Origin of the sequence: Nocardia rosealba (genome assembly GCF_020216065.1) — a bacterium.
Taxonomy (GTDB): domain Bacteria; phylum Actinomycetota; class Actinomycetes; order Mycobacteriales; family Mycobacteriaceae; genus Nocardia; species Nocardia rosealba.
Window position 1 is genome coordinate 535,119 of the sequence record NZ_JAIWNA010000002.1, and the last position, 22,710, is coordinate 557,828.

Genomic DNA, 22,710 nt, shown 5'->3' on the forward strand with positions numbered 1-22,710 from the left:
AGGGAGCAACTGATGACAGTCGACAGGATCGCTTTGGTGACCGGTGCGAACCGTGGCCTGGGTCGGAGTACGGCTCTTGCCCTGGCGGCGCGCGGAGTGCGGGTCGTGGTCACCCATCGCGGTGATGCGGCCGGGGCAGAGGAGACGACGCAGCAAGTGCACGCTGCGGGCGGGACTGCCGCTGTCGTGCGTCTCGACATCAGCGACGTCTCCTCTTTCGGAGTCTTCACTTCCGAGTTGAGCGGACTGCTCGAGCGGTGGGGGGTTTCGCGGCTCGATATCGTGGTCAACAACGCGGGGGTGGGTGTCTTCGGCCCGCTGGAAGCGGTCACGGCCGTCGACTTCGACACGGTGTTCGGCACGAACGTGCGTGGCACGTTCTTCCTTATCCAGTCGCTTGTGCCGTTGCTGGCGCAGGGTGCCCGCGTCATCAACGTCTCGTCGTCGTTGACTCGTCACACCAGTCCCGCGACCTCGGTCTACTCCGCCTCGAAGGCCGCCGTCGAGGCCCTGAGCCGCACTCTGGCCGCAGAACTCGGCCCCCGCGGCATCCGAGTCAACTCCATTGCCCCGGGGCCGACCGCCACCGACTTCAACGGCGGTGCCATGCGCGATGACACCCAGATGCGCCAGGGTCTCGCCGGGCAGACCGCCCTCGGCCGCGTCGGCGAACCCGAGGAGATCGGCGACGCCATCGCCACGCTGGCGTCGGAGGGCCTGCGCTGGATGACCGCCCAGCGCATCGAGGTCTCCGGCGGCGCCTTCCTCTGATCGACCGGGCGAGCCTGTCCCGGACCGCGCCGGATTCATTCCGCCCGGTCTCGTCCTCGTCCAGCTCTGGGGCATCCGGGTCGCGCAGTGGGCGCCGGGCGCCGGCTTGTGGCGGGACTCCTCCACGTGAGCTGCCGGTTCATCTGCCGACGGTCCACCGGGTCGACGACTCGCAGCAGGTGCTCGGTCTTCGCGATCCGCCCGTACTCCGCGAACGCCGCCCCGCAGGTCGACGTCGCTGTTGAGGACGCTGCTGATCTGTCGGATCGCGTCGCCCGGGCCGAGGCGCGCCTGTTTCGGGTCGGGGGGTCTATCTCACCGTGCACCCCGTCTCGGAATCCGGGCTGGCCGACGAGGGCGCCGCCGTCCGCGCGCTGGCGGCGAGTCTGCTCGTGGACACGTGCACCCTGTCCTATTGCGCGGCTCAGGCACGGGTGTCTTGCGGCGGATCGGGTCGCAATCGACTTCGCGTTGGAGGCAAAGTGCTACGCGCGTACGAACGATGTCGGTGCGATAGCGGTCAGCCGCCTGATTTCGCGGCTGCGCTACCGCAACTTTGGTGTGCTCGTCACCCGCTCGCACGATTCACGCATACGCCTCGCTAGGCAGGGCCCAGTAGATCCCACCGGTTGCCGGCAATGTCCAAAAAGACCGCGACACAGCCATACGGCTCGGACCGCGGTTGCGTCACGAATTCGACGCCCGCTGCGACCAACCGGGCATATTCTGACTGAAAGTCATCGACCCGCAGGAAGAATCCCACGCGACCGGCAACCTGGCTACCGACTACAGCTGCCTGCCGTTCACCATCCGCCCGCGCCAGCAGAATCCCGGTTTGCGCACCCGGCGGGCGAACCACCACCCACCGCTTGGGTCGGCCGTCGTCGGTCAGCGACGGCACGTCCTCGATCAGTTCGAACCTCAACACCGAGACGAAGAACTCGATGGCCGGGTCATACTCCTCGACCACGATCGCTACCAGCTCCAGATGCATCATCTGAGCATAGGAAGCCCGACCCATCAGCATGCTGATCCAGTGGTGGCGTGGCAATAGCCCACCTTTACGTCAGGCGCCAGGGTCCTTGCTCTGTGGCACTCTGGTGGCGTGGGCGAGCGTGACCAGGTCGGGCATGGTGGGGGAACCGATGCGATCCTCGAGAGGATTGCGGGCAGCACGGTGGATGCCGCCGGAACAGAGGTTCCCCCCGGCCAAGGGAATGGGGTTCGACCAGAAGCGCATCGCAAGTCTCGGCTTGTCCGGGTGCTCGTCTGCTCCTCGGTGTTCATCGCTGCTTTGTTGCTGGTCCTCCTGTGTGTAGGAGTGGCCTGGTTCGGGTTCTTGATTTTTCTCTTTTAGCGGTCTGCGACGCCGTCGAACGTTGGCCCGCCGGAACCGAGGCACCGTCATCGGCCCATCGGAACGATACCGATCGCAGGTCGCCGAGGCAGAGCGTGTGCGAGCAGCCGGGCAGGATTGGCGTGTCGAGAGAGGGAGTCTCGAAACCTCCTGACCAGGCGATGTCACACTTCGGTTGGCTGCTCCGTCGACTCTGTGAACGTCGAAATCGCGATGAAGGAGCGGACCATGGTGGAGCAGAAGAAGATTGCGGTGGCTGGGGCGACCGGTCGGCTGGGGCGGCACGTGGTGGATGTGCTGGTCGAGCGTGGGCATGAGGTTGTCGCGTTCTCCCGGGCCAACGGTGTCGACATCGAGAGCGGAGCCGGCCTCGATGAGGCTTTGTCTGGGGTCGACATCGTTATCGACGCGTCGAGCACCCCATCGGCCGATCAGCAGGTGGCCACGGAGTTCTTCACCGCTTCCGCGCGGAACCTGCACGCGGCGGGAGAGCGTGCCGGGGTCGAGCGGTTGGTCGTGGTGTCCATCATCGGGATCGACGGCTCGCTCGCCGGGTACAACGCCGCCAAGCTCGCGCACGAGCAGGAATTGCTCAAAGGTGCGCTGCCGGTGCAGATTCTGCGTGCGGCGCAGTTCCATGAACTCGTCGAGGTGATGGTCGGGTGGGGCACCCAGGGCGATGTTGCTTACGTCCAGGGCATGCGCACCCAGTTGGTCGCCGCGCGGACCGTCGCCGAAGCGTTGGTCGATCTGGCGATGAGTCCGATTGCCGCCGAGGATATTCCGTTCCCCGAGATCGCGGGTCCGCAGCCGGAAACGATGGCTTCTGCCGCTGCGGCGCTGATAGCTGCTCGTGGCGACGCCCTGCAGATCATCGAGACCTCCGATGATGCCAACCCCGACCGCGAGCAATTCGAAAACGGCACCCTGTTGCCGTCCCCGCACGCCACACTGGCCGGTCCGTCCTTCGCAGAGTGGGTAGCCGCGACGGTAGCCGCCGCTCGCTGACATTGCCCGCCTCATGGCGGCCTTGCCCGTGGACGACCTGCCGTTGATTGAGTACCGAATGCATATTGTATGACTTCCAAAACAGATGATATTGTTCTCGTAACATACGGCACCCGGAAGGGTTGGTGCCGGAACGACACCTCGAGGAAGTCATGCGCATCATCGTTTTCGGGGCCAACGGTCCCACGGGCCGCCTGCTCACAGAGCAAGCTCTCGGCCACGGGCACGACGTCGTCGCCGTCACCCGCAAGCCCTTTGAATTCCCGCTCGCACATGACCGCCTGACGGTCTTCGAAGGGGATGTGTTGCGACCGGACGCGGTCGACTCGGCGATCGCGGGCGCGGATGCTGTGCTGTCCACACTCGGAGTACCTTTCGGCAAGCGCGAGATCACCACGTACTCGGCGGGATCGGCCAACATCTTGGCCGCCATGCACCGGCACGGCGTGCGCCGCCTCGTGGTGGTCTCCTCGAGCGCGGTCGACCCGAAGCCCTATTCCGACGCTGGAATCCTGTTCAACCGGATCCTTCAGCCCTACGTGGCGCGGGTGCTCGGCCGAACCCTGTATGACGACATGCGGCGGATGGAAACCCTGGTCGAGGGCAGCGATCTGGACTGGACCATCGTGCGACCGAGTGGGCTGTACGACTTGCCGACCGTCACCGACTACACGATGGCGGCGGGGCATATAGACCGACGGTTCACAGCTCGTGTCGATCTTGCGGCAAGCCTGTTGCGCTTGGCCGAGGAGGAGCAATTCGTGCGTGAAGTCGTATCGGTCGTCACCGTCACCGACAATCCGAGTATGGCGCAACTGCTGCGACGGGAAGCATTCAACAAATGAGACCATCACCTCCGAGACCGGCCTGTCCGGCCAACGCCAGGTCGAGGATCGCTCGGGCGCCTTCGCCGTAGACGGCATGGGTCCGGGACCGGGCCTCGTGCCAAGGCCATTCCGGTGGTCGAAGGGGTGCGTTCAGGCGGTCGGGCCTGGCGAAGACCGTGATGCCGAGGTCGGCTACATCTTGGTGTAGCGCGCCATGGCGAAACTGTAGAGACCGTAAGCGATGATGCCCGCGCCCGCAGCGATCAACAAGGCGGCTCCGAAGGGCTGTGCCCCAAGGGTTTTGAACGCACCGTCGAGTCCGGTGGCTTCGCCGGGATCGGATCGGCCGACCGCCAGTATGACCAGCAATCCGATTGCCGCGACGGCCAATCCCTTCGCGACGTAACCCACGGTGCCCAACCTGCGAACCAGGGTGCTCGTGTCGCCTTGCAGGTCGGCGAGGAAGCGCTGGGTCGCCCCCTTGTAGATGTGATAGCCGCCGATCGCGATGATGATCAGCCCGGCGATCACGAGAGCAACCGTGCCCACGGTGGATTGCATCATCTCAGCTGTGATCCCGGTGCTCTGTGCGCTACTGGATGTGCCTGCGCCCCGCGCGAATCCGAAGGCGGAGATGGCGAAAGCGAGATAGACCACCGCCAACGAGAACGCCTTCACCCTGTTGACGGCCTCCGACTTCTTGCTCTCGGAGTCAGGTTCGGACGAGCTGCCGAGCGCCGCTTCGGCCAGCCGCCACAACGCCATCAGCGTGAACGCGACGACGCCGGCCCAGAGCGCGAAAACACCGCCCGGCTTGGCAGCCAGTTCGGTCATAGCACCCGATTGATCGGCCGTACCCGCCCCGCCACCGAGGGCGAGCCGGATGGCGATGTAGCCGATGATCAGGTGCACGATGCCGCTCATCACCAACCCCGCGCGGGCGAATCGTTCGAAGATACTGTTCTGGGCCACCCGGGCCACGGCAGTGGACGAATTCTCGTACGACGATGAGTTGGTGTGGTTCGGCATGCTGATCACCCTGCGTGTCGTTGATCCGTCGAGGTCGTTCCGCGACGGTCGGCGCAGGATCTACTGCGAGGTCTCGTTCGGCGCAACTAGTTCTTGAAGGCGTCCCTGATCTTGGCACCGGACTGCTTCAGGTTGCCCTTGACCTGCTCGGCCCGCCCTTGCGCCTCGAGCCGCCGGTTACCCGTAGCCCGCCCGATCACCTTCTTCACCCGCCCCTTGGTGGCCTCGACGGAATTCGCGATCTTCTTACTCGTACTCATGGCATTTTCCTCGCTCTATGGACCAAGTCAACGCCGTAGTCCCGCAGGTGTCAACGATGTTGATCTTCGATATGGAGATCTAGGCGGCCGAGGCGAGACCATGGCAACCACGTAAGTTTCGTGTGTGGGGCGAGTATGGGAGGCCTGGGGGCCGGTGCTGGTGGCATGGGGGATCGGAGTCACAGCGATTCCCCTCATCGTGGCGCTGCTGCTCTGGTGGCGGGCCCGTGCGGGAATCGAACGGCCGATCGCGTTGCTGCGCAGCCTGACCGAAGTGGGGATTGTCGCCGGGACGTTGCCCTGGGTGTGGATGATCCTGACACCGACCGGCGGCACCAGGACGGTCAGCGCGGTTCCGCTGCGCGATCTCGCCGCGACGCTGAGCGAGTTCTCCTTCGAGACCATCGTGCAGATCGGCGCGAACACCGCGATATTCGTCCCATTGGGTTTCCTGCTGCCCTTGCGATTCCCTCGCTTCACCGGCATATGGCGGATGCTCGTACTCGGTGCCGCGCTGTCGGCGACACTCGAACTCGCCCAATATGTCCTGAATATCGGACGGGTGTCATCAGTGGACGATGTGCTGATGAACGCGGTTGGCGCCGGCATCGGTGCGCATCTGCTGACGATGAGCAGACAATCGTGGAGCGTTCGGTTCCTCGTGCCGCCGCCGCACCGACCCGATCCGGCGGACAACCCGCTGACAGAGGCAGGCGTTGTCGCAACGGATCGTGACGTCGCTTCGAGATCCTGGCGAAGGACCCCGTAGCCGCCTATCGCGTGTCAAGTGGTTGGATCTCTGCCAGGACCAGTGTCACGACGCGGTAGGCGAGAACCGCTGGGACGACGATGATCAGCGCGAGGCGCAGCGCCACCACGACAACGGCGAGTGTCACGAAGCCTGCGCCGAGGCCATCGGGTGACCCATACCCGTGCCGAGCCGACGACGCCGCCAGAGCCGCATGCAGAGCGAGGTAGACCACCACCAGGACCAGCGGAATGCGGAACAGGCGCCACACGGTCGACACTGCGTGCGGGACCTTCATCGGGCCAGCTCCGGTCCCGAAGACAGGAACGCGAGCATGAGCGCGTTGCCGATCACGCCGCCGGTCGCGAATCGTGTGCGGGTTCCGCTCTGTAGCGATAGTCCGAAGAGGTCGGCTGTGCGGAACAGGCGGGTGAAGGTTTCGCGGTGGCCGAAGGCGCGGGCGGGAGCGAGTGCGAAACCGGTGGCCGACACCGATATTCCGAGTACCAAGGGGCCACTGTCCATATCGCCGGGGCCGCTGTAGCCATCGCCGTACTCATCGATCGCGCTGAATCCGAGGAGAGTTCTTTCCTGTCCGAACAGCCCTGCTGCCAATTCTTGGGCGAGCGATCGGTCCGCGAAGCCGGCGAAATAGGCCGCCAAACCGGTTCCCGAAGCGCGTGGTACGTCCTGGGCCCGGCCATCGGTGCCCATACGCTGGATCACCAGTCCGGTGTCCCGATCGATCTGAACCGTGCGCACCTGGCGCGCCCAATGCGCGATGACCGCCGTGTGATCGACACCCGTCACCCTGCCGTGCACCGCGATCGCCGCCGCGACCGCCGCGACATCGGTGGGATACGCCCTGCCGGGAAAGGTGTCGAGCAGCCCGGTCGGCGAAGCGAGCAGCCGCCGCTCGAGGGCGGTGATCAGTGCATCGTGCTGAACGGCAAGGTCGGCAGGAAAGGCTGGATCGATCCACCGGGCCATCCCGAGCGCGAGGGCCGGATAGGAGAGATAGGCGTGACCGTCGGCGCTGTCGAGATCGGCGAGTCCGTCGCGGCCCTGCCATGCCGACGTGAACTCCGAACGCATCTGGGGCAAAAGACTTTTGACCGCGGCGCGAGTGATGACCGGGGCATACCGCTCCCGCCATTCGGGATGTTCCAGACACGCTTGCGCCAAACCCTGTGCCGTCATCTGATGGGCGAGCAACCCCCACATGCCTGCGATCCCGTCCCCACCGCCGGAGGCTCGCCGATGATCGTCGGCGGCTTCGAAGGCCACCATCTCCTCGGCGAGTCCGCGCAGCAACGCGGTGTCACCTCGATACCACCCGTCCGCGTCCCGGCCGCACCACCATCCCGGCAGCACACACACGACCGAAATCGCGACCACCGTCGCGATCACCACCGTGAGCGGACCGCGTAACCGGCGCACCGCTCCGGCTCTACTCCCCATGCTCCGAAGGTACATGCGCGGCAAGAACATTCACTTGGAACCGGGTTTCCCTGACTTCTCGGGTCAGCTTGCACGCCATCGGTCGACGGTTCGCCTGACAGCGATAGCGCACCCGCACGCCGGTCCGACGCGAGACCGCCGCGGAATGGTCCGGCTCGAACAGATCATCTACTTGGTCAGCACGGTCGAAAGGCTGCGCGACATCGACACGACGCTGGGCGGCGCAGCCACCGCGCCCACTTCCACTATGGTTTGCCGAATGCGAGCGCGACGTTGTGGCCGCCGAATCCGAATGAGTTGTTGAGTGCGTAGTCGATTCGCTGTGATCGTGGCGCGCCCGCGACGATGTCGAGATCGATCGCCGGGTCGGGATTTTCGAAGTTCAGGGTGGCCGGGACGATTTGCTCACGCAAGGTCAGGATCGTGAGGACCGATTCGACCGCGCCGACCGCGCCGATCGAATGCCCTAGCGCTGATTTCGGTGCATACACCGACGCATCAGGAGTGACGGCGGTGATGGCGGCTGCTTCGGAGGCGTCACCGATCGGTGTCGACGTCGCATGCGCGTTCACGTGGTCGATATCGGAAACACGGAGTCCGGCAGTGTGAATCGCTTTGCGCATCGCCCGTGCGGCTCCGGTCCCGGTGGGGTCGGAGGCGACGATGTGGAAGGCGTCGGAGGTGATGCCAGCACCGAGCACCTTGGCATGGATCTGCGCGCCTCGTGCTTTCGCGTGCCGCTCGGATTCGAGCACGAGCAGCGCGCCCGCTTCCCCGAAGACGAAGCCGTCACGGTCGCGATCGAAGGGCCGGGAGGCGCACTCGGGCTCGTTGTTGCGGGTACTCATCGCCCGCATCATCGCGAAGCCCGCGATGGGGACAGGGTCGATGTGTCCTTCGACGCCACCGGTGACCACCACGTCGGCCTCACCGGTGCGGATCAGCCGCCATGCGTGCGCGATCGCTTCCGATCCCGACGAGCAGGCTGAGACCGGTGCGAAAACACCACCCTGCGCTCCGATTTCGAGCCCGACGGTGGCGGCAGGGCCGTTGGGCATCACCATCGGTACGGCCAGCGGAGAGACCTTGCGGTAGCCGCCAGCCCGCATCGCGTCGACGGCATCGATCAGCGCGTCACCGCCGCCGAGGCCGGTGCCGATGGCGACAGCGAGGCGCTCGCGGTCGACGTCCGGGGCGCCCGCTGCCTGCCAGACCTGCCTTCCTAGGACGAGAGCCATGCGTTCGACGTAGGAATTCCTACGCTGTTCGATTCGCGTCAGCTCGGTATCGGGTGAGGTGACCAGTGGTCCGCCGATCCGCACCGGCAGATCGTGCTCGGCGAGGAACTCCGCAGGCAGTGCACGGATGCCGCTCTCGCCGCGCAGCAGACGTGACCAGGTCTCGTCCATGGTGTCGGCGAGTGCGGTGGTTGCCGCATACGCGGTCACCACCACGCCTTCCGCGGTTTCTGAAGCGATCGGTACATTCATGCCGTCATGAATACCTGTAGCAGTCGGTACAGTCAACCTATGGCCCGTCCCCTCGACCACCGCAAACGCGCTGAGCTGTTGGCCGGCGTCGTCGCGTATATCGCTTCGCACGGTTTGACCGAACTGTCCCTGCGCCCGCTGGCCGCCGCACTCGGGACCAGTTCGCGGATGCTGATCTACTACTTCGACACCAAGGAAGAATTACTGGTCCAGGCTCTGGCCACACAGCGACCAGACCTGGCCGCGGTATTCGCCGACGTGGTCGAACCCGCGCAGCTACGCGATCGGCTCGTCGGCTTCTTCGACCTGAATTCCGACGGCGCGGAGGCGGACAGCGTACGGGTGCTGTTGCAGGTGCTCGGTGCCGCGTGTGCGCCGGAATCGCCGTACCACGACTATGCGAATTCCGCGATCGCGACCTTTGTCGGCGAACTCGCAGCGGCGCTGCGCAGGACCGGATTGGCTCGAGAGCCTGAAGTGGTGGCGACGCTTCTGGTCTCGGGACTGCGGGGCATCATTCAAGACCGTGTGATCACGGGCGACCGGGAACGCACTGGCCACGCAGCCCGCGCCCTGATCAACGCGGTCTTGCCGTCCGACCGATAGGTCGTGGGTTGCGGTGACCACCACATCTGCCACCACGAGCGCCGCCAGAACCGGGTGGTCGGTAATCTGCGACGTCACTGATCGATGAATGCTGACGTCGGAATCTCTGTTGCGGTGAACTGATTCGTGTGCGTGAACCCGGTTCGTGCAGAACGAAATTCAGGTGAACTCTGGATCGGCCAGCAGTACCACGCGATCGGCGGCCGGGTCGAAACCGAGCACCGGAGGTGGGGAGCCGCCCTCTGCGCTCATCAACACCGGTTTGCCCAGTCGCCGGCCGACCGCGCACAGGAAGCCGCACAGGGTGTCCACTCCCGCCTGGCCCTGCAGCTGGCGGAGGTCGACGTCGAAGTCGATCTCCGTCGCAGACCACGGACGAAAGATCACCAGCACATCTGGGGTGGGCCAGACGCGCAGTTGGGCTATCTCCGCATCAGCAGGACGCGACAAGAATTCAGCGCCGGACGGCAACCGCCGCGCAATATCGCCCTCGGAGTACTCCCAGGCCCAGCCCTCCGACCGGACCATGTCGAACACCGCCTGCCAATCCTCGGCCGAGGTGGAAGCGACGGACACGTCCGGAAGTGTCCCCATCAGGTGCGGGTCGAAGAAGTTCTTGACTTCGTCCCACTGCAGATCCGCCATCCTGGCATCCTGTCAGCCGGCTCATCGAAACGCAGCTTGATTTCGTGTCCCACACGGGCCTACGGGGCCGAGACCAGATGCGCTATGACGTCAATTTTTGCCGCTGGTGACGACGACCGACAAAGCCGGTCACCGAACCGAGCCGACAGGTGATTAGGCGTCCTCCGGAATCAGGTAGCGACCGACCGAGGAACTCCATTCCCGGAGGCGCTCAGAACTGTTGGTTGCCGTACGCGTGGAACCAGGCCGTGATCTGATCGTGGTCGGCAGTTCTGGCCAGGATCAGCAGGAGCAGTACGCGCGCCTTCTTGGGGGCGAGGTCGCCACCGCTGACGACGCCGATCTTCGGGTCGACGGTGACCGCGCCGGAGCCGTAGGCGTTGGTGGCGACCAAAGTGACGCCCTCGGTCGCCATCGCAGCGGTCGCCTGGTCGGGTGCGGGCGTGCCCGCGAAGACGATGCCCTTGGCGCCCGCCGCGACGGCCGCGGTGATGGGTGCGGCGGGAGCACCGAGATAGCTGTGGGCGATATCGACACGGGGGAGGGCGTCGCCGTCCATCATGGTCAGGTCGAACGGCGTGGCCCAGTTGGCGGGATCGGCGCAGTGTCGGACGCGGGCCGGGGCGCGTTGCAGGCGGATACCCGCTTGATCGATGGTGCCGAGGTCGCCGTACTCGCGGGTGGTGAAGGTGTTCACCCGCGCCGAATCGGTCTTCGTGGCGTCGCGGGCCGGGAAGATCTGGTCGTTGAGGGTGACGACCGTGCCGAAACAGGTGGTCCGGTTGCTCGCCGCCAGGCGAATCGCGTTGTACAGGTTGGCCGGACCGTCGCTACCGAGCGCGGACCAGGGGCGCATCGCGCCGGTCACCACGACCGGTTTCGTGCTGCGGACGGTCAGGTCGAGGAAGTAGCTCAGTTCCTCCATGGTGGCCGAACCGGTGCTGATGACGGCGGAGTCGTGATCTTCGAGACGGCGTTCGACCAGCCGTGCCAGATCGTAGAGGTCGCCCACGGTGTAGTCGCCGGACCCCTTCTGCCCGAAATCCTCGGTCGACAGCATCGCGAGATCGCCGACCTCGGGACGGAGGGAGTCGACGAGCTCGGCGATCGGGCGGGTGCCTGGCCGATAGGTTTCGAAATCCGTGCGCCGGTCGGAAGTACCGGCGATGGTGCCGCCGAGACCGATCACCGCTACCCGCTGCATTGTCTGCGCGGGCGCGTAACCTGCTGAGCCGAGCACGATTCCGGTGCCGGTGACGGTTCCGACGAGAGCGATCACCGCGGCGATCCTCGAGACTGTGGACATGCGAGTCAGGCTACGAACGCCCCGTCCGCGAGCGCATCATTCCCCGGTGGTACCTCGATCCGATACCGAGGTACGGCCTCGGCAACACAGTCTCTCAAACCGTCTGCAACGCTTGCGGATTCGTCCGTGAAGGACTACTGAACGTTACCACCGCATCGACGGGACCAACCGCCAGCAATCCGGCAGAACACCGACGGCAATAGCTGCCACAAACCTGACGCATCCCAGTTCAACGACCAAGTCACTGCGTCACATCAACTCGCGACGGACAGGAGCCCCTAACGGCGACGCCTCGAGGTATCTGTCAGGGGATTTCGGCGCGAATCGCGGAAGCCATGACCGTCCGGACCGGCACTGGCGGGTCATCGGTGATGCGGGTAATTCCGGCGAGGCCGACACCGAGCATCAACAGGCGAGCGGCAGCCGCTCGCGCCTGGGTCGCATCGGCGACGGCACGGGACATCACGGCGGTGAGGACGTCGGTCAATTGCGTGAGGGTTTCGACATAGCTGCTCGCGACCGGGCCGCGCAGTTGGGCGTGCGCGCCGGCCTCGGCCCAACGAGCCAGTGCGTGCCCCTCGCCGTCGCCGACCAGGTCGGAGAAGAACAGTGCAAGCGCGGCCGCCGGCTCGAGGTCGAGGGCCGCGTGCTGGTAGGTGGCTATCTCGCGGGCCGCGTACTGCCGCCACGCATCCGCGGCGAGTTCATCGGTCGAGGAGAAGTGATGGTGAATCTGTCCTTGTGAGCCGCCGAGCTCGCTCGCGACGGTGCGCGCCGTCACCGCGCTCAGTCCGTCTCGTGCCACCACCGTGGCTGCCGCCTCGACGATCGAATGACGGCGCGCGGCGCGGGCCAGATAAGCCATCGATCTCTCCAACGCACGTTTCGTTCGGCCTCGGACACCGAACGCCAAGGTGCGATCGTACGCGAGCGGGAAATAGACTGGACAGCCAATTTGTACATGGGTACAAATTGACTGTGCCCACTGCAATCCGAACCTTGTCCACCCCAGACCTCGACCGTGCCGCGCAAGTACTCGGCGAGGCCTTCGTCGACTACCCCTGGACGAATTGGTGCGTCGCGAAAGACGCTCACCTACAACGCATCTCATCGCTACAGCGCATCTATCTCGAACACATGGCGCTTCCGTACGGGAGGGCCTACATCGACACCACCGGCCATGGCGTGATCGCTTTCCTACCGCCCGACGCCCCAGCGCCGAGCGCGTCGGTGTCGGCCGAAATCGCGGACCTGCACGGCGACCGACTAGATCACCTGATGGTGGCCGAGGAACGACTGTCGGCGCTGCCGGTGCTCGACGGCGCCTGGCTGCTGGCCACCATCGGTACTACACCACAATCCAGAGGAACCGGCCTCGGCACGGCCCTGATGAAACATGGCCTGACCGAACTCGATCGAGCCGGGCATGCCTGTTGGCTGGATACCTCGACCGAACGAAACCTCCCGCTGTACCAACGGTTCGGGTTCTCGGTGGTCGACCACATCACCCTCGACGGTGGCCTGTCCGTATGGCGAATGCACCGTCGCGCGGCCTAGCCGTGCCAGGCGAGGCCGATGTCGCAATACGGGTCGCAGCGTACCGAGCGGAACCAAGCTCGCCTGGGCCGACGACCCGCCGATAAGGCCACAGATGAATCACTAGAACTCGGAGGCCTTCCTCGGTTACCTCCCCATCCCTGACGGCTGGGACGCCGGCGACACCATCCGCCGAGCCATCGAATCCGCGGCGCACGAGTTCGGGTCGTCCCTGCCCAGGTCGCCCTAGTTCGGCCGACGCGTGTGTGCGGTCCAGTCGCGCCCGTCCCACCAGCGTTCGTCGGCACCGTCCGGGTTGTTGTACCAACCCGGCGGCGGCGCGGACCGGGTGTCCGGTGGCACGGAGGATGTGACGAAAGTGATTGGTGCAGGCCGTGGTTCGCCTACTCGATACAGCGCGCGCACGATCAGCACCACAAGGACGAGTGGGACACCGAGTATGAGCATTGCGGTCAGCGCGCCGCTCGTACTGCTGCCGTCGCGGGTGAGCACGAAGATGGCGAACATACCGATGAGTACGGCCGCCCACCAGGGATTCCGGTTCGGTGCGTTGGGTGGTGCTGACACATATCGCGGGTGCGTGGGCGGCTGTGGTCCTTGCTCGAACATGGTTGGCCCCTTGTATGACCCGGCTTGCGGCAGGCGGCCAGCATACGGATTTCGACTGCACCCGGGAACGAGTTGGCGCAAACCTGCTGAATTCATAACCATGCCCGCGTTTCGTCCTTCGGCGCGACCCGGCGACTGATCGGGCGCGGCGTGACCCGACAGCTGCAACCACCCGCGACCCTGCTCGCTTGGGATCTGTGGTGTCAGGGCAGGGGGCGTAGGCCGATGGCTGTTCGGGCGCTGACGTAGACGAGGCGGTCGTCGGGCTGGGGGAGTGGCGTGCCGTCCGCGGTGAGGGCGTGGGGGTCTGGGTGGACGGCGCGGAAGGGGATGTCCCAGAGTGGTTCGCCGGTGGTGGGGTCGAGGGCGGTGAGGCCGCTGGGGTGGGTGATGACGATCGAGTCGGTGGTGGTGGCGACGGTTTCGATGGGGGTGGAGTGGGGGTGTTGCCAGCGGCGGTGGCCGGTGTGCATGTCGAGGGCTGTCAGCGTTTGGGCTTCCGGGTCGGCCAGGAGGGCAGTGTCATCGACGACGGCCACGAGGGTCGAGGTGGAAGTGGCCTCCAGGTCGGGGGAGGTCCACACGGTGGCGCCCGTGCGGCGGTCGTAGGCGTGGTTGCCGAGGACGACGGGGATCGTGTCGTCGGCGGGGTGATCGAGCAGGGTGCGGCCGGGGGTTTCGGTCGTCGCCAGTGGCTTGCCGGTTTGGTCGAGGATGTCGGTGCCGGTGTCGCAGGAGACGCGCCGCACCAGCGCACCCGTGAGGGCGCTCGACCAGCCGCAGCCGGTGCGGGTGGTGGTCCAGGTGGGCGCACCGGTGTCGAGGTCGAAGCCTGCCAGGTCACTGCTGAGCGTGAGCACGCCCTGGCCGTGCGTGACGTCGATGATGATGTCCATCAGCACGTCCTCCCAGGCGCCGCCCAGCGCGAACTGCGTGGTCCAGAACCGATCCGGGTCCTGCAGCGTGCCCGCTCGCACCCGCACGTCATCGTCTTCGGCGTTGCCCTCCACCAGATACACCCGGTCCTGGGTGGCGGCGATAGCGAAAGGAGACCAGTCGATCGGGGTGCGTGTCGATTGTCCCGTGGACAGGTCGTAGCCGACCACGGCCGTACCGTCGGCGCCGAACCCGGTGAAGCACACCAGGTGCCCGTCGACGGGCACGTCGGCGCAGCCACCGAGATCGGCGGCGGGCGCACGCCAGCGGATGCTCCCGTCGTACGCATCGATGCCGTACAGGGTCGAGGCGTCCCCGGTGCCGACCACGGTCACCAGGATGTCGTCGGTCGAGACGAAACCTGTACTACCCGAATCGAATTCGGTGCCGAACACCGGCGAACGGAAGACCGCATCTGCCGACCCGGACAACTCGGCCGCGCTCACCGACCAGGCCAGACCCGGTGCGGCACTGTTGGTTCCGGTGATCTTGCGAGTGGTATCTGCGGGTTGCGACAACACCACCACCGCCCCGATGCCGGTGGCGAGCGCGGCGACAGTGGCGACGATGAGCCCACGTAGTCCCGGCGTCGTCACGGCGTCACCGAACCCGGTGCGAGAGCGATCTGCTCGAGTTGTTCGAACGACATCGGTGACGACGGCCTTTCTGCGCGACAGGTGACGTCGATGCGGGTGCCGTCCGGTTTGGTGAGAACGACGGTCCGCACGAATTCTTCTGCGGTGCGCCCGGATTGATCGGCGGTGGTGAAGTACTCCTCGCGGGTTTCGATCACGGCGCCGTCGGCGCCGGTCCGTGCGGAACCGCCGTGCTCGGGTTCAGCGTTCGGCATCGGTTGTCCTGCGGCGATCGACACGGTCAGTGTGGCGGGCTGCCCCGGCGTGGTGACCCGAACCGCCTGACACAGCCCGCCCCGACCGAAGTCGTCGGGTCGCACATCGCCGAGCGGGCGGTCCGTGCTGATCCCGTCGAGCGCGCCGGCCAGCGCCGCGTTCACCCGTGCTGCCACTGCTTCGTCCAGTACCGGCGAATTGTCTACTCGCACATGGCAAGGCGGCGGCGGTTCGATCGTGCCCGGCGGAATCGGATCGCCGACACCGAGCCCGTCGGCGAGCACGATCGCGACCAGTTCGTCCTTGGTGAGCGGCACGGTTCCGGTCGGCATCGACCCGGACGGCGCGTCGGTGGAGACGACCATGATCCGGCTGCCGTCGGGACGGTAGGCCCGGGCGCTGCGTGACAATGTCCGGATACCGTCGAGTTCCTCCCAGGTGTCGTGCAGGTCGACGGTCGAACCGTCCGGCATGGTTCGGCGCTCGTCGAGCCAACCCGCCGTGCACGCCGGGACCGGTTCTGCGGACTGCTCGACAGTCACCCACAGCGACCCGGCACCCGCACCGCGCCGTAGGTCCGCTCCCGCATCGGTGAATCCGCCGAACGGGCTGTTGGGGTCCCCGAGGATCGGTTCGAACAGCAGTGATCGGTCGGGTGACCCGAATTCGAGCGTCACGTCGGTCGGGAGCGCGGCACGCAGTGCCGTCGACATCGCGACAGCCTTCCGCCCCGAGAACCACGGATAGGCCGGATTGTCGTATTCGCCGGGGCCGAAGACCGCGCCGTACGTCTCGTCGGACGACGGTGCTTCGACGCTCGAACAGCCGGGAATCTGCGTCGGGAACGTCACGGACGGACGAACCCGGACCGGCGTCGGCGGCTCTGCCTCGGGCGTGACGGAAACGGTGGTGGTGGGCGGTGCGGTGGTGAGCTCGGGTTCCGGCTCGTGCAGAAGCCCTCCGACGATCACCCCACCGGCCACCGCCGTGAAGCTCCACAGTGCGACGGTCCATCCCGTAATCGCGCGCGTTGGCATCTTGTCCGGCATCCGGCCTCCTCTGGAACGGCTCGGACAATACGCGGGCGCTGTCCGGATGGCTCAGAGCGTAGAAGATCTCGGTTCCTCCCGCCCGAGCCCCAGGAGTTCGTACAGGCGCAGGTGATCGAGGTCTGTGGCAACTGCGCATCCGCCTTGTGCAGTGCCGGCTAGGAGTCCGTCGCGGGGATCGGCGATCGGGTGGACCGACCAGATGGTCGTGGACGTCACTAGCCTGGGTTGGGTGGGAGCAATGGAGTTCGGTGGCACCGGATGGGATTTTGCGCGGCCGTCCGAGGGTGGGCGGGTGGGAGCAGCGATCCTCGGCTTCCGTATCGGGCAGGGCCTGGACCTGCGCGTCGCGGCGGCGCCGGCGGTCACCGTGGTGATCAATTTCGGCGATACCGAGCTCGTGGCCGACGATGGCGTCGGGCGGCAGAGGTTGACCGGACTCGTCGCCGGACCCGCGCTCGCGGCGATGCGCGTTCGTTGCGCGCGAGCCGAGTGCATCGAGATCCGCATGTCGCCGGTGCGCGCCTATTCGCTCTTGGGCGTCAGCCCGCGTGATCTGGGTTCAGGCGTGGTCGGAGCAGAGGAATTGTGGGGTGGACCGGCTCGCCGTCTGCGGGCCGCACTGGCCGCTGCCGCGGACTGGGATGAGCGGTTCGCTCTGACGAAATCGTTTCTGACACACAGTGATCTGCGCCGCGTGCCGGATTCGGAGGTGGTCGCCTGTTGGAACGACATACTCGCCGCCCGGGGGCAGGTACGCGTCTCCGACCTCGCCCAGTCGTGCGGGTGGAGCCGCAAACGTCTCTGGTCCAGGTTCGAGTCGCAGATCGGCTTGACCCCCAAACGTGCGGCGATGCTGGTCCGATTCCGTTGTGCGGTAGACGGTTTGCTGGCGGGTCGATCCGCCGCCGAAGTCGCCGCGGACGGCGGCTACGCAGATCAGGCGCATCTGCACCGGGATGTGTCCATCTTCGCGGGCAGCACACCCGGGGTGCTCGCGACGCGCTATCTGCCCGATATCGCGCGCTACCGCCACCGGGCCTGGGGAACATTTTCTCAATACTCGACGGGTCAGCTCGGCCGATAGTGGTGCTCGCCTCAGCCGAGGCGACGACCGCGAGAGGACATCTGCCGTGAGTAATTCCTTTGATCCCGACGAACTACAGGCCGCACTCGAGTCGGTGCATCGCGCCGGAGTGCCGGGAGTGTTCGCCGAAGCGCGAGCCGGTGAGCAGATCTGGCGCGGCGCTGCCGGGGTCGCCGACCTGGCCACCGGCCGTCCGGTCACGGCCGATATGCGACACCGTGTCGGCAGTATCACCAAGACGTTCACCGCCGCGGCCGTGCTGCAGCTGGTCGAAGCCGGCGAGATCGGGCTCGACACACCGATCGGCCACTATCTGCCGCAGCTGGTCCCCGGCGAGCGCGGTGCGGCGATCACGGTCGAGATGCTGATCAACCACACCAGTGGTCTCGCCGAATACCTCCCACACGCCTACCCGTCGCTGGCCGCGTTCCCCGATCTGGCGAGGACGACACCGGAAAGCTTGGACGACAACAGGTTCAGCAAGTTCAACTGGGACGAGCTGATCGAGTTGGGCGTCGCCGCCCCGGCCGTCGGCGTCCCCGGCAAGCCGCCGGGGGTGTACTCGAACACCAATTACCTGCTGCTGTGTCGGCTGATCGAGTCGGTCACGGCGACTTCGGTGGAGAAGGTCATCACCCGAAATGTCATCGAACGTGCCGGTCTGCGCGATACCGAACTGCCCACTGGTCCCGAGATCGATGGACCACATTCCCACCATTACGAATCGTGGTTCGGCATGATCGACCCGCCGCGCGACTACAGCGTTTACGACATGTCGTGGGTAGGCCCGTCGGCTTCCCTGATCTCGACCGTCGCCGACCTCAACCGGTTCTTCGATCTGCTCCTCGCCGGTGAGATCATCAGTCGCGCGATGCTGGAACGGATGCAGCGCACCGTCGCGGTGATCTCCTTCGAAGGCAAGACCGTCGACTACGGGCTCGGCCTGCACCGGATGGAGGTTCCCGGCCGTGGCACCTTCTGGGGTCACGACGGGTCGGTCTGGGGTGGCGGTGCCATCTCCCTGACCAGCGCCGACCGAACCCGCCAAGCCTCCGTCGCGCTGAATCTCCAGCGCTGGAACACCCTGGCGCCGTCGGGCCGACCACAACCTCACGCGATCGATGACGCTTTCGCTGCTCTCCTGCGAACACTGACCGGTGGACGCCCCGGGCCGTCACCGCGCTGACGGAGAGAATCATGGCAGGGGTCACCGCGCCGCCGCACGCCTCGGATTCGGCTGCGCGGTGGCGCGGTGATGCGGTGTTCACGCCCGGATTCATGGCGTTCACCGGCCGGATCGGCGACGCCGACCGACACGCTCATGCCGCGGTTCAGGTGTTGTTCGTCGCCCGTGGTGGCCTCGTTCTCACCGACGCGCAGGGGCAGGCAACGCACGCAACGGCGGCGATCATCCCGCCCGGTGTTGTCCACCAGGTCACCGCGGAACCCGGAACATCCGGGTTCGCGGCCTTCCTCGATCCCGACTCCGCCACCGCGCGCGCCGCGCTGGCCCGCTTGGCCGGCTTGCCCGGTGAAGCCGCCACCAGTTGGGTCACAGCGACATCCCCGCGTTCACCCGAGAGCCCGCTCGATTCGCTCGGCGCTGCACGGCGGCGCTCGCATCCGGCGGTCGCCGACGCGCTGCGCGTCGCGGCCGGTTGGCCAGGGGGACCACCGTCGTTGGTCGAACTCGCTGCCCGGGTGGGGATATCGGCGAGTCGGCTCGCGCATGTGTTCACCGCCGAGGTCGGCTCGGGATATTCGGCGTGGCGGCGCTGGACTCGGCTGCAACGCGGTTTCACGGTTGTGCGCGAGGGCGGTTCGCTGACCGAGGCCGCCCATGCGGCCGGGTTCGCCGACAGCGCACACCTGACCCGTACGTGTCGGGAGTTGATCGGTATCACCCCGACCGAAGCACTCATCGCCACCGGATGGCGTCCGCCACCGGCACAGGTCAGCTGATTTCTTCAAGCCGAGACAGGTACCAGGCCGCGACGCTGAATCCATGTCCGCACTCGTTGCTTCACTCATCCGCTACGGCTACGCCCCGTTGATGCTGATCGGCATCAACGGGGCGGGTATCGCCGTGGCCGCCACCGGCGCCCACAAACTCTGGCTGCTCGCCCTGCTCGGCATCGCTGTCGCTGTGTCGTTCACCGCCGAGGCGGTCCTGCCCTACCGGGCGGATTGGAATACCTCCCACGGTGATTTCGGCCGTGACACCGCGCACGGTGTCGTCAACGAAACCCTGGTCCTGGGCAGCGTCGCCGCTATCCCGGTGCTCGCCGCGCTGATCCCTGGCGACGGGATCTGGCCTGGCAGTTGGCCTTTCGTCGCTCAGGTGCTGATGGCGATCCTAGTCGCCGACTTCGGGATCACTCTGGCGCACTACGCGAGTCACAAGATCGCGATCCTGTGGCGCTTCCACGCGGTACACCACAGTGTGCAACGGTTCTACGGGCTCAACGGCCTCATGAAACACCCGTTGCATCAAACCATCGAGATGACCGCCGGAGTCACCCCGCTGCTGCTGGCAGGGATCCCCGTCCCGGTCGCGGCGGCATTGTCACTGGCGGTGGCGGTGCAACTGCTGCTGCAACACTCCAATGCCGACTATCGCGTCGGCCCCTTGAAATACGTTCTGGCGCTCAACGAAGGCCACCGCTTCCACCACCTCAAATGGGCAGGCATCGGTGACGTCAACTTCGGGCTGTTCACCCTCGTCTGGGATCACCTGCTGCGCACCTACAGCTACGACCCGGGCCGACGATTTTCCAGCGCCGATCTCGGTATGGCGGCCGAACCCGACTACCCCAGCGGCTATCTCGCCCAACTCGCGAAACCGTTCACTCGCTGAGCAGCAGACAGCGTGACCGCGACCCTTGTGCGGCGTCGGACAAACCCGCCCGCAGGATGGAAGGGCGATCCGTGCTGCGGACGAGTCTGTTCGCGGTGTTGGTACCGGCCGCCCGAAGGCTGCGTCTGTGACGATACGAATCGTGCGGGTTGTTGCAGGTGACCTGATCCGTATATTGCGAGAGTTCACATCGGATCAGCCCTTGCTTTGTCTCTGAATCGAATCCGATCGCGAACATGATCCGCGGGGGATGGTGCGGGCGAAAGTGTAATTGCCCGGTAGGCGCTGGGATATTCTCAAGAATTTTTCCTCGAAGCTGTGGAGTTTCCAGACAAAGTTTTCCGAGCGATCGAAGCGGCGTCTACTGGATTGACCCGCCATCTGGAAACTCCGATGTTGCCAGGCCCGTACGGCGGGAACCGCGAGGAGGATCGAATGAACGACAGTGCCGTCTTCGTCGTCGACCGGCTGCAACTCGCCGGCATCCTGAGCGCCGCCCGTGCCAGAGCGCTCGACATCGCCACCGCGCACGGTCTCCGGATCGTGCACACCATCGTCGAACCCGATGTGGACCTCGAGTCGTTGCTCGACTACATCGAGACCCACCAGATCGCCGTGGCCATCACTCCCACGTATCGACATATTCAGAACAACCCGGCATGGGTGCGAACCCGGTGCGATCTGATCACGACGGATCCGCCGTCCTACCAGCGCCGTCAACAACGGCTGGTCGTTTCCTGAACCGCCGACGCGAGCGCGAATCGAGCAAGTGCTCGGCAAAACGCGCCGCGACAGCCTACATACCCGTCGAGGCCGCGCTCGAACCGGTGCATTGTGCTGCGGTACAAGACAGTCTGTGAAGCCACACAAACGGTATACCGGGGCATCGTGAGCCCACCAGAGCATTTGCTGGGTACGGTAACCACAGCTGAGGCGTGGCTATGTTGCGATTCACACAGAACCCGCGATCGTCCATTGCCGACTGTTACAACGGAGTGCTCGATGACCCCTTCAACTATCGATCAGGCCCACAACCCTTTCACTGCAGACGGTCGGCCGGTATCGAGTTTCCTGGGGAGCGCGGACGAGTTGGTGCCGCGGCTGGTCACCTATTTCACCGAGCATTTCATGCCGTGTATGACGCTGCCGAGCGAGGCCATCCGCGGCGACGTCACAGAATTCACCCGGCACTGCCTGGCCCTGGCGATGGAAATGCTGGACAAGCGGGCGTCTCCGTCCGAACAGCAGTTGGCCGCGCTGCGGGCATCCGCAGCGCAGTACGCCCGGGAGGGTGTGCCGGTGGGGACCCTGCTCCGTGCCTATGCCGAGGGCTTCAGGATCGGCTTCGAACTCGTCACCGAGCACGTCACCCCGGCGGACCTGACCGAGCTCGTCGAGGGCACCCGGCTGCTGTTGCGGACACTCGAGATGATCAACGCGACGGTGACCAGTGCCTACCTCGACGAGCAACGTCAGGTCGCCAAGGAGCATCAGACCAGTGCGCAGACGGTGGTCTCGGCATTGCTGAGCGGGCACGGCGTCGGCGCGCTCACCCGGCAGACCGGAATCAGGGTGGCCGGCTCGTATCAGGTTGTCGCACTGATGATTCCCGATCTGGCCGAGGAGTTCGACCCGAACGTCGACGCCCAGGTGGTCGCGCGCCGCAAATTGCGCCGGGTGCAGGCGGCGCTGGCTGATGTGTTCGCCTCGCGGGCGCTGGCGTTGCTGAGTACCAAGGGCGGGACTTTGCTGATCCCGGCCGACGAACCGGACTCGCCGCGGATGACCGCCGCCGTACTGGCCGAGATCGGCGCCCTGGCCGGTATGGAACTCACCGCGACCCTGGTGCATACCACGACCGAGCGGATTCCCACCGCCACCGAGGAAGCGCACGAGCTGCTCGATTTGGTGCGTGGCATCGCCAAACCGGCTGGGCTGTACGAGCTTTCGGATCTGGCGATCGAGTACCAGCTCACCCGGCCCGGACCCGCGCGCAACCATCTCGCCGCTGTGATCGCCCCGCTCACCGACTACCCGGAATTGCTGGAAACGTTGAAGGTCTATATGGCGACGGGCCTCAACCGCAAGGCTGCGGCCCGCCGGATCAATGTGCACCCCAACACCATCGATTACCGGTTGCGGCGGGTGAGCAGCCTGACCGACCTCGATCTGACGACAGCGGAGGGAATTCTGCGGGCCCGCATCGCGCTGCTGGCCGATGATCTCGTGCACACCCGGGGCGCTGCCTGAAGCCCG

The 22,710-nt window shown here is 65.8% G+C and carries 26 protein-coding genes and 1 pseudogene; 14 read left to right on the forward strand and 13 right to left on the reverse strand.

The window, feature by feature from the left end; translation table 11 throughout:
- Positions 1-12 precede the first annotated feature (12 nt).
- A complete protein-coding gene (locus LDL21_RS09330; protein WP_225279643.1) occupies positions 13-771 on the forward strand; it encodes an SDR family NAD(P)-dependent oxidoreductase in 759 nt (252 codons plus the stop codon).
- A gap of 99 nt (positions 772-870) precedes the next feature.
- Here LDL21_RS09330 and LDL21_RS30240 read toward each other — a convergent pair.
- Both LDL21_RS30240 and LDL21_RS09335 read right to left on the reverse strand, forming a co-directional pair.
- Positions 871-1,010 (reverse strand): annotated as a pseudogene (locus tag LDL21_RS30240) (Tn3 family transposase); the annotation flags it as partial.
- 362 nt (positions 1,011-1,372) lie between these two features.
- Positions 1,373-1,765 carry a VOC family protein gene (locus LDL21_RS09335; RefSeq protein ID WP_225279644.1) on the reverse strand — a complete coding sequence of 131 codons (393 nt, stop codon included), beginning with the start codon at positions 1,763-1,765 and terminating at the stop codon, positions 1,373-1,375.
- A 111-nt stretch (positions 1,766-1,876) separates the two neighbouring features.
- On the opposite strand from LDL21_RS09335, the gene LDL21_RS09340 reads away from it, so the two are divergent.
- The 3 genes from LDL21_RS09340 to LDL21_RS09350 all read left to right on the forward strand — a co-directional run bounded on the left by LDL21_RS09340 (position 1,877) and on the right by LDL21_RS09350 (position 3,981).
- A complete protein-coding gene (locus tag LDL21_RS09340) occupies positions 1,877-2,128 on the forward strand; it encodes a hypothetical protein (protein WP_225279645.1) in 252 nt (83 codons plus the stop codon).
- 195 nt (positions 2,129-2,323) lie between these two features.
- The gene (locus tag LDL21_RS09345; protein ID WP_225279646.1) at positions 2,324-3,136 is read left to right on the forward strand and encodes an SDR family oxidoreductase; all 813 of its coding nucleotides are present in this window, start codon (positions 2,324-2,326) and stop codon (positions 3,134-3,136) included.
- A 152-nt stretch (positions 3,137-3,288) separates the two neighbouring features.
- Positions 3,289-3,981, forward strand: a complete 693-nt coding sequence (locus LDL21_RS09350; RefSeq protein ID WP_225279647.1) for an NAD(P)-dependent oxidoreductase — start codon at positions 3,289-3,291, stop codon at positions 3,979-3,981.
- 174 nt (positions 3,982-4,155) lie between these two features.
- Here the strand turns inward: LDL21_RS09350 and LDL21_RS09355 are convergent, their stop codons facing one another.
- Complete coding sequence (locus LDL21_RS09355; RefSeq protein ID WP_225279648.1) at positions 4,156-4,887, reverse strand: DUF1206 domain-containing protein; 732 nt, start codon at positions 4,885-4,887, stop codon at positions 4,156-4,158.
- Between LDL21_RS09355 and LDL21_RS09360 the strand changes: the two genes are divergently transcribed.
- Positions 4,877-5,089 (forward strand): hypothetical protein, encoded by a 213-nt coding sequence (locus LDL21_RS09360; protein ID WP_225279649.1) that lies wholly within the window; start codon positions 4,877-4,879, stop codon positions 5,087-5,089. The genes LDL21_RS09355 and LDL21_RS09360 overlap by 11 nt on opposite strands.
- Here the strand turns inward: LDL21_RS09360 and LDL21_RS09365 are convergent.
- Positions 5,079-5,252: a CsbD family protein gene (locus LDL21_RS09365; RefSeq protein ID WP_225279650.1), complete on the reverse strand. Its 174-nt coding sequence runs from the start codon at positions 5,250-5,252 to the stop codon at positions 5,079-5,081. The two genes, LDL21_RS09360 and LDL21_RS09365, sit on opposite strands and share 11 nt — an antisense overlap.
- Before the next feature lie 124 nt (positions 5,253-5,376).
- Between LDL21_RS09365 and LDL21_RS09370 the strand changes: the two genes are divergently transcribed.
- Complete coding sequence (locus LDL21_RS09370) at positions 5,377-6,021, forward strand: VanZ family protein (protein ID WP_225279651.1); 645 nt, start codon at positions 5,377-5,379, stop codon at positions 6,019-6,021.
- 4 nt (positions 6,022-6,025) lie between these two features.
- On the opposite strand, the gene LDL21_RS09375 is transcribed toward LDL21_RS09370, so the two are convergent.
- The 3 genes from LDL21_RS09375 to LDL21_RS09385 all read right to left on the reverse strand — a co-directional run bounded on the left by LDL21_RS09375 (position 6,026) and on the right by LDL21_RS09385 (position 8,951).
- Complete coding sequence (locus LDL21_RS09375; protein ID WP_225279652.1) at positions 6,026-6,298, reverse strand: hypothetical protein; 273 nt, start codon at positions 6,296-6,298, stop codon at positions 6,026-6,028.
- Positions 6,295-7,461 carry a hypothetical protein gene (locus LDL21_RS09380; RefSeq protein WP_225279653.1) on the reverse strand — a complete coding sequence of 389 codons (1,167 nt, stop codon included), beginning with the start codon at positions 7,459-7,461 and terminating at the stop codon, positions 6,295-6,297. Before LDL21_RS09380 ends, LDL21_RS09375 begins: the two co-directional genes overlap by 4 nt.
- Positions 7,462-7,706: 245 nt before the next feature.
- Entirely contained in the window at positions 7,707-8,951 is a 1,245-nt protein-coding gene (locus tag LDL21_RS09385; RefSeq protein WP_225279654.1) for a KasA/KasB family beta-ketoacyl-ACP synthase, read from the reverse strand.
- A 39-nt stretch (positions 8,952-8,990) separates the two neighbouring features.
- Between LDL21_RS09385 and LDL21_RS09390 the strand changes: the two genes are divergently transcribed.
- On the forward strand, positions 8,991-9,557 hold the full coding sequence (locus LDL21_RS09390) for a TetR/AcrR family transcriptional regulator (protein ID WP_225279655.1): 567 nt from the start codon (positions 8,991-8,993) through the stop codon (positions 9,555-9,557).
- 159 nt (positions 9,558-9,716) lie between these two features.
- Here the strand turns inward: LDL21_RS09390 and LDL21_RS09395 are convergent, their stop codons facing one another.
- From LDL21_RS09395 to LDL21_RS09405, 3 genes are all read right to left on the reverse strand, one after another.
- Entirely contained in the window at positions 9,717-10,202 is a 486-nt protein-coding gene (locus LDL21_RS09395; RefSeq protein ID WP_225279656.1) for a hypothetical protein, read from the reverse strand.
- 211 nt (positions 10,203-10,413) lie between these two features.
- Complete coding sequence (locus LDL21_RS09400; protein ID WP_225279657.1) at positions 10,414-11,508, reverse strand: asparaginase; 1,095 nt, start codon at positions 11,506-11,508, stop codon at positions 10,414-10,416.
- Between the two features lie 304 nt (positions 11,509-11,812).
- A complete protein-coding gene (locus tag LDL21_RS09405; protein ID WP_225279658.1) occupies positions 11,813-12,373 on the reverse strand; it encodes a TetR/AcrR family transcriptional regulator in 561 nt (186 codons plus the stop codon).
- Between the two features lie 113 nt (positions 12,374-12,486).
- Here LDL21_RS09405 and LDL21_RS09410 point away from each other — a divergent pair, with 113 nt between their 5' ends.
- On the forward strand, positions 12,487-13,065 hold the full coding sequence (locus LDL21_RS09410) for a GNAT family N-acetyltransferase (protein ID WP_225279659.1): 579 nt from the start codon (positions 12,487-12,489) through the stop codon (positions 13,063-13,065).
- Positions 13,066-13,290: 225 nt separating this feature from the next.
- Here LDL21_RS09410 and LDL21_RS30015 read toward each other — a convergent pair whose 3' ends face one another.
- The 3 genes from LDL21_RS30015 to LDL21_RS09425 all read right to left on the reverse strand — a co-directional run bounded on the left by LDL21_RS30015 (position 13,291) and on the right by LDL21_RS09425 (position 16,510).
- On the reverse strand, positions 13,291-13,632 hold the full coding sequence (locus LDL21_RS30015; protein WP_225279660.1) for a DUF2510 domain-containing protein: 342 nt from the start codon (positions 13,630-13,632) through the stop codon (positions 13,291-13,293).
- Positions 13,633-13,877: 245 nt separating this feature from the next.
- Complete coding sequence (locus LDL21_RS09420) at positions 13,878-15,206, reverse strand: outer membrane protein assembly factor BamB family protein (protein WP_225279661.1); 1,329 nt, start codon at positions 15,204-15,206, stop codon at positions 13,878-13,880.
- Positions 15,203-16,510, reverse strand: a complete 1,308-nt coding sequence (locus tag LDL21_RS09425; protein WP_225279662.1) for a hypothetical protein — start codon at positions 16,508-16,510, stop codon at positions 15,203-15,205. Before LDL21_RS09425 ends, LDL21_RS09420 begins: the two co-directional genes overlap by 4 nt.
- A 241-nt stretch (positions 16,511-16,751) precedes the next feature.
- Between LDL21_RS09425 and LDL21_RS09430 the strand changes: the two genes are divergently transcribed.
- The 6 genes from LDL21_RS09430 (at position 16,752) to LDL21_RS09455 (ending at position 22,704) form a co-directional block, all read left to right on the forward strand.
- Positions 16,752-17,597, forward strand: coding sequence for a helix-turn-helix domain-containing protein (locus tag LDL21_RS09430; protein WP_225279663.1), 846 nt, complete (start codon positions 16,752-16,754; stop codon positions 17,595-17,597).
- A 46-nt stretch (positions 17,598-17,643) separates the two neighbouring features.
- Entirely contained in the window at positions 17,644-18,783 is a 1,140-nt protein-coding gene (locus LDL21_RS09435) for a serine hydrolase domain-containing protein (protein WP_225279664.1), read from the forward strand.
- 11 nt (positions 18,784-18,794) lie between these two features.
- Positions 18,795-19,559, forward strand: a complete 765-nt coding sequence (locus LDL21_RS09440; protein ID WP_225279665.1) for a helix-turn-helix transcriptional regulator — start codon at positions 18,795-18,797, stop codon at positions 19,557-19,559.
- Between the two features lie 43 nt (positions 19,560-19,602).
- Positions 19,603-20,454, forward strand: coding sequence for a sterol desaturase family protein (locus tag LDL21_RS09445; protein WP_225279666.1), 852 nt, complete (start codon positions 19,603-19,605; stop codon positions 20,452-20,454).
- 435 nt (positions 20,455-20,889) lie between these two features.
- Positions 20,890-21,195 carry a hypothetical protein gene (locus LDL21_RS09450; protein ID WP_181699732.1) on the forward strand — a complete coding sequence of 102 codons (306 nt, stop codon included), beginning with the start codon at positions 20,890-20,892 and terminating at the stop codon, positions 21,193-21,195.
- Positions 21,196-21,456: 261 nt separating this feature from the next.
- Entirely contained in the window at positions 21,457-22,704 is a 1,248-nt protein-coding gene (locus LDL21_RS09455) for a PucR family transcriptional regulator (RefSeq protein ID WP_225279667.1), read from the forward strand.
- The last annotated feature ends 6 nt before the right edge of the window (positions 22,705-22,710 follow it).

Bases quoted from the DNA above. Each gene is read 5' to 3' on its own strand.
- LDL21_RS09330 (WP_225279643.1), top strand. From the start codon at position 13: ATGACAGTCGACAGGATCGCTTTGGTGACCGGTGCGAACCGTGGCCTG.
- LDL21_RS09335 (WP_225279644.1), bottom strand. From the start codon at position 1,765: ATGCATCTGGAGCTGGTAGCGATCGTGGTCGAGGAGTATGACCCGGCC.
- LDL21_RS09350 (WP_225279647.1), top strand. From the start codon at position 3,289: ATGCGCATCATCGTTTTCGGGGCCAACGGTCCCACGGGCCGCCTGCTC.
- LDL21_RS09360 (WP_225279649.1), top strand. From the start codon at position 4,877: ATGCCGCTCATCACCAACCCCGCGCGGGCGAATCGTTCGAAGATACTG.
- LDL21_RS09355 (WP_225279648.1), bottom strand. From the start codon at position 4,887: ATGAGCGGCATCGTGCACCTGATCATCGGCTACATCGCCATCCGGCTC.
- LDL21_RS09365 (WP_225279650.1), bottom strand. From the start codon at position 5,252: ATGAGTACGAGTAAGAAGATCGCGAATTCCGTCGAGGCCACCAAGGGG.
- LDL21_RS09375 (WP_225279652.1), bottom strand. From the start codon at position 6,298: ATGAAGGTCCCGCACGCAGTGTCGACCGTGTGGCGCCTGTTCCGCATT.
- LDL21_RS09380 (WP_225279653.1), bottom strand. From the start codon at position 7,461: ATGGGGAGTAGAGCCGGAGCGGTGCGCCGGTTACGCGGTCCGCTCACG.
- LDL21_RS09385 (WP_225279654.1), bottom strand. From the start codon at position 8,951: ATGAATGTACCGATCGCTTCAGAAACCGCGGAAGGCGTGGTGGTGACC.
- LDL21_RS09390 (WP_225279655.1), top strand. From the start codon at position 8,991: ATGGCCCGTCCCCTCGACCACCGCAAACGCGCTGAGCTGTTGGCCGGC.
- LDL21_RS09395 (WP_225279656.1), bottom strand. From the start codon at position 10,202: ATGGCGGATCTGCAGTGGGACGAAGTCAAGAACTTCTTCGACCCGCAC.
- LDL21_RS09400 (WP_225279657.1), bottom strand. From the start codon at position 11,508: ATGTCCACAGTCTCGAGGATCGCCGCGGTGATCGCTCTCGTCGGAACC.
- LDL21_RS09405 (WP_225279658.1), bottom strand. From the start codon at position 12,373: ATGGCTTATCTGGCCCGCGCCGCGCGCCGTCATTCGATCGTCGAGGCG.
- LDL21_RS09425 (WP_225279662.1), bottom strand. From the start codon at position 16,510: ATGCCGGACAAGATGCCAACGCGCGCGATTACGGGATGGACCGTCGCA.
- LDL21_RS09430 (WP_225279663.1), top strand. From the start codon at position 16,752: ATGGAGTTCGGTGGCACCGGATGGGATTTTGCGCGGCCGTCCGAGGGT.
- LDL21_RS09440 (WP_225279665.1), top strand. From the start codon at position 18,795: ATGGCAGGGGTCACCGCGCCGCCGCACGCCTCGGATTCGGCTGCGCGG.
- LDL21_RS09445 (WP_225279666.1), top strand. From the start codon at position 19,603: ATGTCCGCACTCGTTGCTTCACTCATCCGCTACGGCTACGCCCCGTTG.
- LDL21_RS09450 (WP_181699732.1), top strand. From the start codon at position 20,890: ATGAACGACAGTGCCGTCTTCGTCGTCGACCGGCTGCAACTCGCCGGC.
- LDL21_RS09455 (WP_225279667.1), top strand. From the start codon at position 21,457: ATGACCCCTTCAACTATCGATCAGGCCCACAACCCTTTCACTGCAGAC.